This window comes from Eubacterium multiforme (genome assembly GCF_030813415.1).
Classification (GTDB): domain Bacteria; phylum Bacillota; class Clostridia; order Clostridiales; family Clostridiaceae; genus Clostridium; species Clostridium multiforme.
In genome coordinates this window covers 77,289-88,852 of the sequence record NZ_JAUSUF010000002.1, presented here as the reverse complement: position 1 = coordinate 88,852, position 11,564 = coordinate 77,289, and the positions used below count along the sequence as shown (strand labels likewise).

General features: G+C 29.5%; 11 protein-coding genes. All 11 read right to left on the bottom strand.

The window, feature by feature from the left end:
- Positions 1-75: 75 nt before the first annotated feature.
- The 11 genes from J2S18_RS04400 to infB all read right to left on the bottom strand — a co-directional run bounded on the left by J2S18_RS04400 (position 76) and on the right by infB (position 11,552).
- On the bottom strand, positions 76-780 hold the full coding sequence (locus J2S18_RS04400; protein WP_307483747.1) for a ClpP family protease: 705 nt from the start codon (positions 778-780) through the stop codon (positions 76-78).
- A gap of 72 nt (positions 781-852) precedes the next feature.
- On the bottom strand, positions 853-2,052 hold the full coding sequence (dapG, locus tag J2S18_RS04395) for an aspartate kinase (RefSeq protein WP_307483744.1): 1,200 nt from the start codon (positions 2,050-2,052) through the stop codon (positions 853-855).
- A gap of 19 nt (positions 2,053-2,071) precedes the next feature.
- The gene (locus tag J2S18_RS04390) at positions 2,072-2,362 is read right to left on the bottom strand and encodes a YlmC/YmxH family sporulation protein (protein ID WP_307483741.1); all 291 of its coding nucleotides are present in this window, start codon (positions 2,360-2,362) and stop codon (positions 2,072-2,074) included.
- 61 nt (positions 2,363-2,423) lie between these two features.
- A complete protein-coding gene (locus J2S18_RS04385) occupies positions 2,424-3,707 on the bottom strand; it encodes a M16 family metallopeptidase (RefSeq protein WP_307483738.1) in 1,284 nt (427 codons plus the stop codon).
- A gap of 49 nt (positions 3,708-3,756) precedes the next feature.
- Positions 3,757-5,862, bottom strand: a complete 2,106-nt coding sequence (locus J2S18_RS04380; RefSeq protein ID WP_307483735.1) for a polyribonucleotide nucleotidyltransferase — start codon at positions 5,860-5,862, stop codon at positions 3,757-3,759.
- Between the two features lie 78 nt (positions 5,863-5,940).
- Positions 5,941-6,204 carry a 30S ribosomal protein S15 gene (rpsO, locus tag J2S18_RS04375; protein ID WP_209795242.1) on the bottom strand — a complete coding sequence of 88 codons (264 nt, stop codon included), beginning with the start codon at positions 6,202-6,204 and terminating at the stop codon, positions 5,941-5,943.
- A gap of 117 nt (positions 6,205-6,321) precedes the next feature.
- Positions 6,322-7,251 carry a bifunctional riboflavin kinase/FAD synthetase gene (locus J2S18_RS04370; protein WP_307483732.1) on the bottom strand — a complete coding sequence of 310 codons (930 nt, stop codon included), beginning with the start codon at positions 7,249-7,251 and terminating at the stop codon, positions 6,322-6,324.
- Between the two features lie 22 nt (positions 7,252-7,273).
- Positions 7,274-8,149 carry a tRNA pseudouridine(55) synthase TruB gene (truB, locus tag J2S18_RS04365; protein ID WP_307483730.1) on the bottom strand — a complete coding sequence of 292 codons (876 nt, stop codon included), beginning with the start codon at positions 8,147-8,149 and terminating at the stop codon, positions 7,274-7,276.
- Entirely contained in the window at positions 8,137-9,123 is a 987-nt protein-coding gene (locus J2S18_RS04360) for a DHH family phosphoesterase (RefSeq protein ID WP_307483727.1), read from the bottom strand. The genes truB and J2S18_RS04360 overlap by 13 nt, the downstream gene beginning before the upstream one ends.
- Positions 9,124-9,127: 4 nt before the next feature.
- Positions 9,128-9,478 (bottom strand): 30S ribosome-binding factor RbfA, encoded by a 351-nt coding sequence (gene rbfA, locus J2S18_RS04355; protein ID WP_307483725.1) that lies wholly within the window; start codon positions 9,476-9,478, stop codon positions 9,128-9,130.
- A gap of 19 nt (positions 9,479-9,497) precedes the next feature.
- Entirely contained in the window at positions 9,498-11,552 is a 2,055-nt protein-coding gene (gene infB, locus J2S18_RS04350; RefSeq protein ID WP_307483722.1) for a translation initiation factor IF-2, read from the bottom strand.
- Between the last annotated feature and the right edge of the window lie 12 nt (positions 11,553-11,564).

Here is an 11,564-nt window from a genome sequence, read left to right as displayed (position 1 = left end):
AAATTCCTTTTATAACATAACAAAATCAGCTATAAAGCATTTACAGCTGATTTATAATTTAATAATACTATAATATTATTTTTCTTCATCTATTAAAGAATTTAGTTTTGAAATAGCCTCTTTAAGTCCACCTACTTCATTTATTAAGCCACATTCTACTGCTCCATTTCCAATTAAAATTGTACCAACATCATTTAGTAGTTCTCCCTGTTGTCTTAAAAGTTTTTCAAGTTCATCCTTTTTGATTTTAGAAGTTCTAATTATAAATTCATTTATTCTCTCCTGCATCTTTTTTAAATATTCAAAAGTTTGTGATACCCCAATTATAAATCCATTCATTCTAATTGGATGCACAATCATAGTTGCAGATGGTGTTATAAATGAATATTTAGATGAAGTTGCAAGGGGAACTCCTATAGAGTGTCCTCCACCTATAACTATAGATACAGTTGGTTTTGATAGAGAATTTATCATTTCTGCAATACCAAGTCCAGCTTCCACATCTCCTCCAACAGTATTTAAAACAATTAGTACACCTTTAACATTTTCATTTTGCTCCATTTCAATAAGCTGTGGTATTACATGCTCATACTTTGTAGCTTTATTTTGGGCTGGAGAAACTATATGCCCTTCAATCTGCCCTATAATAGGTAAAACTCTAATCCTTTCATTTGGATTAATTACTCCTGTATTTCCAAATTCCTTAATAGCCTCAACATTTTTATCTAATTTTTCTTTTTCATCATTATCATTTTCATTATTTAAAAAACTTATATTCATAAACATTCCTCCTATACATTTTTATTTTGTACAGGAGCCTTTAAAATATACTTATATAATGTATATTTTAAATTATGATAATTCAAATGACTTATGTAAAGAATTTATAGCTTCTTTAACATTATCTGAATGTATTAGACACCATATAGTCATATGTGAATCTGCTGTTTGTAAAACCTCAATGTTATTATCATTTAATGTTTTTACTATACTTGCTATAACACCAGGTATTCCTTTCATCTTAGAACCTATTAGTGCTATTTGACTACAATTTTCTATTAATGAATATTTTATATTAATTGCATTTAATATATTTTCTAAATCCTTTTTCTTATCTTCTCCAATTGTAAAGATTTGTTGATCTGGGAAAATATTTATTAAATCTAAACTTATTTTATTTGCAGCAAGTAAACTTAATAAGTCTCTATATTTTTCATTATTTGCATTTTCATCTGCTTTAATTTTAACTTGTATTCTATTATTTTGATGAGTTATACCTGAAATTATCTTACCATTATTAATATCACCATTATTATTAATTAATGTTCCCTTTGCATCACTCATTGTATTTTTTATGAAAAGTGGTACGTTACTCTTCATTGCAATATCTACAGCCTTTGGATGAATTACTTTAGCTCCCTGTTCTGCAAGTTGGAAAACTTCATTATAACTAATAACATTTATTAATGATGCATCCTCTACTATTCTTGGGTCTGCTGTCATAATTCCATCAACATCAGTATATATTTCTATTCTTTCTGCATTTAATGCAACTCCTAATATAGCTGCACTTGTATCACTTCCGCCTCTTCCAAGAGTTGTAAAGAATCCATCTTCATTCATTCCTTGAAAACCTGTTACTACAGGAACTTTTCCTTTAGCTACAGCATCTAAAATTTGTTTAGGATTAACTTCTAAATGTTTTGCATTTGTAAAAACACTATCAGTTTTTATTCCAGCTTGACCTCCAGTTAATGGAAGTGAGTCTATACCTTCATCAAATAAATCATTGCTCATAACTACTGAACTTATTATTTCTCCACAACACATTAAAAGATCTGATGCTAATTTATTTTTTCCTTTAAATTTATCTCCAACTAATGAAAGAAGGGTATCTGTTGCATATGGTTCTCCATATCTTCCCATTGCTGATACAACAACAACAGGAGAAAGTCCTTCTTCAATAGCATTTTTTACTTTTTCAATTACTTTCTGTCTTCTCTCTTTTGTAGATACAGATGTGCCACCAAATTTTTGTACTACAATTTTCATTGCCTTTCCCCCTTAAAAATCATACCTTTGCTCTTTTTATGCTCTTTTCATCAGCATCTAGTATTATTGTTTTTGCTCCAACTTTTTGAACTGCATTCCAATCTATTTCAAGTATCTCTCTAGCTCCCCCAAAAATACTAAATTTTGAAGAAGAAGTATCAATTAGAAGATATCTTATATTTCCTTCATCATCTATTACTAAATCATTGTTTTGCAAGCAATCATACTTCTCCCCATCATTAATATTTATAAGTTCATATTTTTCAAGTTCACTAAGATACTTTATATTTTTTTCACCTTGAACATACATATAAACACATCCTTCCTAACTTTTATAGATAAAATATAATATGAGTTAGCAAGGAGTTTTATTACTTATTATCATAAGCTTCTATTGATTTATATATACATGAATCTAAATAGTCTTTATTTATTTCACTTCCAACATAAGCAGTATTTATAACACCTTTTCCAAAGCAATTTTTAAGTACATAATCAATATCTTCTTTACTTATGTTATCTATTTTTTCTATTACTTCTTCTTGAGTTCTAATTTTATTTCTTAATAATAAAGATTTAGCATTTGCAAACATTTTTGAACTAGTACTTTCTAGTCCTAAAATATAATTTGCTTTTATTTTTTCTTTATTAATTTTTAACTGTTCTTCTGTTATACCATTTTTTGAAAACTCTTCAAGCTCTCTTTTAATAACATTTAAAGCCTTATCTGCATATTCTTTACTTAATCCAACATATATGTTTATTAAACCAGCTTTTTGAAATGGCTGTATATAAGAATAAATTGAATAGCAAAGACCTAACTCTTCTCTAACCTTTTGAAATAAAATAGATGAAGCTCCACCGCCAAAAATATTATTAAGAAGAACTAAAGCATATCCTTTATCATCATCAAAAGGTAAACCTTGAAGTCCTAAAGCAATATGCAACTGTTCAATTTCTTTCTTTGAAAAAACTGAGTTAGATTTAATGATAGATGGTTCATATTTAGGTTTATACACCTTTTTACTTTCCCATTTTCCAAAAAATCCTTCTATTAATTTAATAACTTCTTCTTCATTAAATTTACCACATATTGATATGACTGAATTATATGGAGTATATTTTTCTTCTATAAAATTAATAATATCTTCTCTCTTTAAGTTTTTTATTTTATCTATAGTTCCTAAAATAGGATATGATAGAGAATTTTCTTCAAAGGATGCTTTTGAATGTATATCATCTAATACTTCCTCTGGATTATCTTCATTCATATTTATTTCTTCAATTACTACTCCCTTTTCCTTTTCCATATCATTTTCATCAAACTTTGAATTTAAAAGCATATCTGACAGCACATCTAAGGAAAGGTCTATATGAGTACTTAAGGTTTTTATATAATAGCAGGTAGCTTCTTTGCTTGTAAATGCATTTATCTGGCCACCAACATTTTCAATTTCTTCTGCAATTTCCTTTGCATTTCTTTTATAGGTACCTTTAAAAAACATATGTTCAATAAAATGAGATATACCATTAAGTTCTAATGTTTCATTTCTTGAACCATTTTGGATCATTACTCCTACACTAACTGAATTAACCCCATCCAACTTCTCTGTTACAACTCTAAGCCCATTTTCTAGTGTAAAAATTTTATGCATGAATGCCTCCCTTTAGTAAAAAAAAGGCAATTATATTGCCCTTTTAGTATTACTTATCTTCTTTTTCTTCATTGTCTTGAAGTGCATCTTTTCTTGAAAGATTTATTCTTCCTTGATTATCTATTTCTGTAACCTTAACAAGAATTTCATCTCCAACTGAAACTACATCTTCAACTTTATTAACTCTATTCTTATCAAGCTTTGAAATATGAACTAATCCTTCTTTGTTTGGAAGAATTTCAACAAAAGCTCCAAAAGTAGCTATCTTAGTTACTTTTCCTAAATAAACTTCTCCAGCCTTTACTTCCTTTGTTAAACCTTCAATTATTTTTAAAGCTTCATTTACACCTTCATGATCTACAGAAGATACAAATACTGTTCCATCTTCTTTTATATCAATTTTAACTCCAGTGTCTTCGATTATCTTATTAATAACCTTTCCACCAGCTCCAATTACATCTCTAATCTTTTCTGGATCAATTTTTATAATTGATGTCTTTGGTGCATATTCTGAAACATCTTTTCTTGGTTCAGCTATACATTCATGTATTTTTTCTAAAATTGTCATTCTAGCTGTTCTTGCATTTTTTATTGCTGTATTAACAACATTAAAGCTTAACCCTTTAAGTTTTGTATCAACTTGAATTGCAGTTATTCCCTTTTCAGTACCTGCAACTTTAAAGTCCATATCTCCAAAGAAATCTTCTATTCCTTGAATATCTGTAAGAACTTCTTCTTCACTTAAATCTTCTGAAGTTATAAGTCCCATTGCAATACCAGCAGCTGGTCTTTTTATTGGAACTCCAGCATCTAATAATGCTAATGTTGATCCACAAACTGCAGCTTGTGATGTTGATCCATTTGAGCTTAATACTTCTGAAACTAATCTTATAGTATATGGGAATTCTTCCTCTGAAGGAATTAATGGTGCAAGTGCCTTTTCTCCAAGAGCTCCATGACCAATTTCTCTTCTTCCAGGTCCTCTAAGTGGTCTAACTTCTCCAACACTGTATGCTGGGAAATTATAGTGATGCATATATCTCTTTGATTCTGCTTCATCTATACCATCTAAAATTTGAATATCTCCAACTGAACCTAATGTTGCAACAGTCATTACTTGAGTTAATCCTCTTGTAAATAATCCTGTTCCATGAGTTCTTGGTAAAAGTCCTACTTCACAACCAAGATGTCTTATTTCATCAAAAGCTCTACCATCTGGTCTTCTCTTATCATTTAAAAGCATGCTTCTTATAACTTTCTTTTGCATTGTGTAAAGAACTTCTTTTATATCTCCTTCTTTACCTTCATGCTTTTCTTCGAATTCAGCAAATACTTTATTATTTACTTCTTCCATTGCAGCATTTCTTTCATCTTTATCCATGATATACATTGCTTCTTTTACCATTTCACCTGCAAAAGCTTTAACATCTTTTTCTACTTCTTCATCAACTTTGAAAAGAACTGGTTCTTCTTTTTGCTTACCAAACTTAGCCATAGCTTCCTCTTGGAATGCTATTATTTGCTTACATGAATCAAATCCAAATTTGATAGCTTCTATCATAGTATCTTCTGGAATTTCATCTCCACCAGCTTCAAGCATCATAACCTTTTCTTTTGTAGCACAAACAGTAAGGTCTAGAGTACTCTTTTCTCTTTCTTCTGATGTTGGATTTAAAATGTATTTACCATCGATAAAACCAACCTGAACTCCTGCAACTGGAATATCATATGGTATGCTTGATAAACATAAAGCCATTGAAGCTGCATTAATTGCTAATATTTCTGGCAAGTTATCTTTTTCAACTGAAACAACTGTGCAAACAACTTGAACATCATTTCTATATCCTTTAGGGAATAGTGGTCTTATTGTTCTATCAACTGCTCTTCCATGAAGAATTGCCTTTTCTGATGGCCTTCCTTCTCTTTTTATAAATCCTCCTGGTATTTTACCAACTGCGTATAATCTTTCTTCATAATCTACGCTTAAAGGAAAGAAGTCAATACCATCTCTTGGTTCCTCTGATTTGTTTACATTAGTTAATATTACAGTATCACCGTAACTAAAAAATATTGCTGCATCTGATAACATACCAAATCCACCAAATTCAACCTTCATCTCTCTTCCAGCTACTACTGTACTAAGTGTGTTCCTCATAAAGGGACCTCCTTTCGTCTCTGTTTACAAATTTTGCTAATAATTTTAAAATAATAGAGCGGTTTTACCCGCTCTAAGCTATCTTCTTAAACCTAATTTTTTGATTATAGCTCTATATCTTTCGATATCTTGCTTTGCTAAATAATTTAGAAGACCTCTTCTTTGTCCAACCATCATTAATAGTCCTCTTCTTGAGTGGTGGTCTTTCTTGTGAACTTTTAAATGTTCAGTTAATTCATTAATTCTTTCGCTTAATAATGCGATTTGAACCTCTGCTGATCCTGTATCTTGTTCACTTCTTCCAAATTCTTTAATTATTTCTTGCTTTCTTGCCTTATCCATAAGTGCACCTCCGTGTAAAATATCCCCTTAGCTCCATGTAATGAGATGGCACCTCATAACATAGGACTAGGTTTCCGCTATTATTATAACAAAACAATATAGTATTGTAAATAATATTTATATAATAACAGCTAATTCTTTTGATCTTGCATATTTTTCATCTTCTTTAAGCTGCTCTTTTAAGCAGTCAATAGAATTAAATTTCTTTTCATTTCTAATTTTATCTATAAAATATATACTTATTTCATCATCATAAATATCATTATCAAAATCTAATATAAATGTTTCAATAGTTAATTTATTACCATTAACTGTTGGATTACTTCCAACTGATGTTATACCTTTATAAATATTATTTTTCCATTTAACATTAGTATAATATACACCTTTTGCTGGTATAATTTTTTCATCTAAAACTTTTAAATTAGCAGTAGGAAACCCAATTAATGTTCTTCCAATATTCTTTCCATGTTCTACTATTCCAGTAAGACTATATGGTCTAGTAAGCATTTTATTTGCTTCACTAACTTCTCCATCACTTAATGCATTTCTAATTCTAGTACTACTTATAACATCATTTTTAAATAGCAATGGACTTATAACTTCTAATTTATAATTGTACTTTGATGAAAATTCTTTTAAAAGATTTATATCTCCTAAATTTTTATGTCCAAATCTATAATTAAATCCAACTACAATTCCTTTAATCTTATAATCACTGCAAAGTTTTCTTATAAAACCTTCTGGTGATAGCTCCATAAATTCCTTATTAAATTCTTTAAGAACAACTTTGTCTATCCCCTCTTTTTTTAAAATATCTAATTTTTCTTTATTATTCATTAAATATTTCATTTTAGCATTTGGATTTATTACAGTTCTTGGATGATTACTAAAGGTGAAAACCATACTTTTACAATTATCTTTTTTTGAAAGTTCTATACACTTGTGAATTAGTGATAAATGTCCTTTATGAAGTCCATCAAAACTGCCAAGTGCAACGTAATATTCATCATTTTTATCTAAATTATCTTTATTAAATACTTTCATATCCTTCTAGTCTTCTCCTAAGCTATATTAATAACTTTTCAAGCTTAAATCCTTCTTCATCTTTTTTACCAAGTCCAATAAAAAATTCTTCTTCATCATAAACTCTATATAATATATTATTTTCAATATTTTCTTTTAATAATCTTTTGTCATAAACCTTTGCACCATTTATTAAAAGATTTTTAAATTTACTATTAATAATTACTTTAGGATATGAATCTAAAGCTTTTTCAATTGGTATTAAATAGTCTTTAATATTTTCCTCTGTTAACTCATCTATATTTATGCTATCTTCTTCTTTGAAGATTGATGTAGCTGTTCTTCTTAACTTTACCATAGTACCATATACTTTAAGCTTTTCTCCAATGTCATAACATAAACTTCTTATATATGTTCCCTTTGAACAAGTTACTGTCATTGTAATTTCAGGTAAGTTTATATTAATATCTCTTATTTCATAAATAGTAATATCTCTTCCTTCCCTTTCAATTTCAATTCCTTGTCTTGCTAGTTCATAAAGCCTAACTCCATTTTTTTTAATGGCAGAGTACATAGGTGGAACCTGATTATATGTTCCTACAAAAGAATTAATAGCTTTTAATACATCATCTTCTTTTATATTAGAAATATCTTTTTTATCAATAATATCTCCTTCTAAATCATAGGTTGTTGTTTTAAACCCTAATTTAAAAGTTACCTCATATGTTTTAGGAGCCTTCATTATATAGTCTATTATTTTTGTAGCTTTTCCTAAACATACCGGAAGCACCCCAACTGCTTCCGGGTCCAGAGTTCCTGTATGACCTACCTTTTTTTCATGAGCAATTTTTTTTACTCTTCTTACAACATCAAATGATGTCATTTTAGAATTTTTAAAAATATTTATTACTCCTTGCATAGGTCAATCTCTCTTTCAATTTCTTTTAAAATATTATCTTTTACAATTTGAAGTAAAACGCCCTTTTGCATTAAACCAGCTGCTTTAGGATGGCCTCCTCCTCCAAATATTTCTGCTATCTTTCTAACATCAAAATCATATTTAGATCTAAGGCTGCCTTTAACCCCTTCATCTACTTCTTTTAAAAGAACTGCAACTTCTACAGTCTTTAAACTTAAAAGATTACCAATAATATCAGAAGTATCTTCTTTTTCACTATCAAATTTTTTAAGTGTATTATTATCTAAAACTGTTAATACAACTTTTCCATCAAAATATAATTTAGCATTTTCAAAGGCATAACCCATAAGATTTAACTTGTTTATACTTCTATTATCAAACAAGTTATTATATATCATTGAGTTATTTACTCCTACACCAATTAATATACCAGCTATTTCATGAGTTCTTTTAGTAACATTAGAGTGTCTAAAAGATCCTGTATCTGTTATTAATGATGTATATAAACATCTACCTATCTTTTCTAATATATCTTCTTTAACGGAAAATTCATATCCCATTTCTCTTAATAATAAAAATACTATTTCAGCTGTTGCTGCTGCTTTAGTGTCTACGTAATTAATAAAACCATATTTATCATTAGATACATGATGATCTATATTAATTATCATCCCATTAAAACCTGAAAGGTCAGCTGAAATTCTTTCTACATTACCACAATCTAATACTATAACTAAATCAGTACCATCTATAGGTTCTGTTACTTCTCCATTTATCTCCTCTGAATATGGTAAAAATGAGAAGTCTTTTGAAAGTGTATCTTTTGAAATTACATACACTTCCTTTCCAAGTTCTCTTAAACCACTTAAAAGACCTAATGCACTTCCTATAGCATCTCCATCTGGAGAAGTGTGAAAGGTAATTCCAATTTTATTAGCCTCAATGATAATTTTCTTTATATCTTTAAGTGACATAATATTATTGCTCCTTAGCCTTTCTTATTAGTCCATCAATCTTCATTCCATAGTCAATTGATTCATCTAATTCAAAAATTATTTGAGGAGTAACTCTTAATTTAACTTTTTTGCCAACTTCTCTTCTAATAAATCCACTAGCACTCTTTAATGCCTTTAAGTTATTTTCTTTTTCTTCTTCACTATTTGCAAATATACTTACAAATACTTTAGCATATCCTAAGTCTCTAGTTACTTCAACTGCTGTTACAGATATCATAGCAGTTAATCTTGGATCTTTTATTTCATTTTGAATTAAATTACTCACTACTTTTTTAACTTCTTCGTTTATTCTTCCACTTCTATAATTAGCCATAAGTATCACCTCTTATCAATTAAAGTTCTTTTCTTTCTATGGCTTCCATAGTGTAGGCTTCGATAATATCTCCTTCTTTAAGATCATTGAATTTTTCAACGCTTAATCCGCATTCATATCCACTTCTTACTTCTTTAACATCATCTTTAAATCTCTTAAGTGAAGCTAAAGTTGATTCAAATACTACAATACCATCTCTAATTACTCTAATATCGGAATTTCTTGTGATTTTTCCATCAAGAACATAACATCCTGCAATTGTTCCTACACTTGAAATTTTGTAAGTTTCTCTAACTTCTGCCTTACCTTCAACAACTTCTTTATATTCAGGTTCTAGCATTCCTACCATAGCTGATTTAACATCTTCTATAGCATCATAGATTATTCTGTAAGTTTTAACATCTACGCCTTCTTTTTCAGATGCTGCCATTGCATTTGAATCAGGTCTTACATTAAATCCAATTACTATTGCATTTGATGCACTAGCTAATGTAATATCAGTTTCTGTTATAGCTCCAACTCCACCATGAATAACTCTAACTTTAACATCATCTGTTGAAAGTTTTTCAAGTGATTGTCTTATAGCTTCTACTGAACCTTGAACATCAGCCTTTACAATTATATCTAGCTCTTTTACAGTACCTTCTTTTATTTGGCTATATAAATCTTCAAGAGATACTCTATGTCTAGCATTTAAGTTTTCATTTTTTACTTTTTCTTTTCTAAGGTCAGCCATATTTCTTGCAGTCTTTTCATCTTTAACTTGGTTAAATCTATCTCCTGCAGCTGGCACTTCTGAAAGTCCTAATATTTCAACTGGAATTGATGGTCCTGCTGATTTAATTTTCTTTCCAGTATCATCAAACATAGCTCTTATTCTTCCGTATGTTGATCCAACAAGTATTGAATCTCCTACATGTAATGTACCATTTTGTACAAGTAAACTTGCAACTGGACCTCTACCTTTATCAAGTTTAGCTTCTATTACAGTTCCTTTTGCTTTTCTATTTGGATTTGCTTTAAGTTCTAACATTTCTGAAGTTAAAAGAACCATTTCAAGTAATGTGCTAATTCCTTCTCCTTGTTTTGCTGAAACTGGAACACATACTGTATCTCCGCCCCAATCTTCTGCAATTAATCCAAACTCAGTTAATTCTTGTTTAACTCTATCTATATTAGCATTTGGTCTATCAATCTTATTTATTGCAACAACCATTGGAACACCAGCTGCTTTACAGTGATTTATAGCTTCCTTTGTTTGAGGCATTATACCATCATCAGCTGCAACAACTAAAATAACAACATCTGTTATTTGAGCTCCTCTAGCTCTCATAGCTGTAAAAGCTTCGTGACCTGGTGTATCTAAGAATGTAATTTCTTCTCCATTTACATTAACAGTGTAAGCACCTATATGTTGAGTTATTCCACCTGCTTCTGTTGCTGTAACTTTTGCTTTTCTTATAGCATCTAAAAGTGATGTCTTACCATGGTCAACGTGACCCATTACTGTTATAATTGGAGGTCTCTTTTGAAGGTTTTCTTCGCTATCATCTTCCATTTCTAAAACATCTAATTCTGCTGATTCTTCTTTTTTTCCTATTAAAACTTCATATTTTTCACATACCTTTTCAGCTGTTTCAAAATCTATTTCTTGATTAATTCCAGCCATAACGCCAGTGAAAATAAGTGTTTTAATTACATCTGCTGTTGGTTTGTTTAACTTTTCAGCTAGTTCTTTAACTAATATTGTTTCTCCAACTTCGATTACCTTTTCAACTTCACCTTCTGATTCTTTTTCTTCATCAGAATTCTTCTTATATTTTTTCTTTTTCTTAGGTCCTTTATTCACTTCTTCGTCAACAATTTTTTCGTACTCTTCTACTACTTCATTGTCACTTATAGGTTCACCTGTTATATTTCCTAAAAGCTCCTTTATAAGCTCTGCATCTTCGTCCTCTATTACGCTCATGTGATTTTTGACCTCTATGTTAAATTCATCCATTAACAATTCGATTAATTTCTTTGAACTTATATTAAGTTCCTTTGCTAGTTCATATACTCTAATTTTTGACATACAGTCACCCCC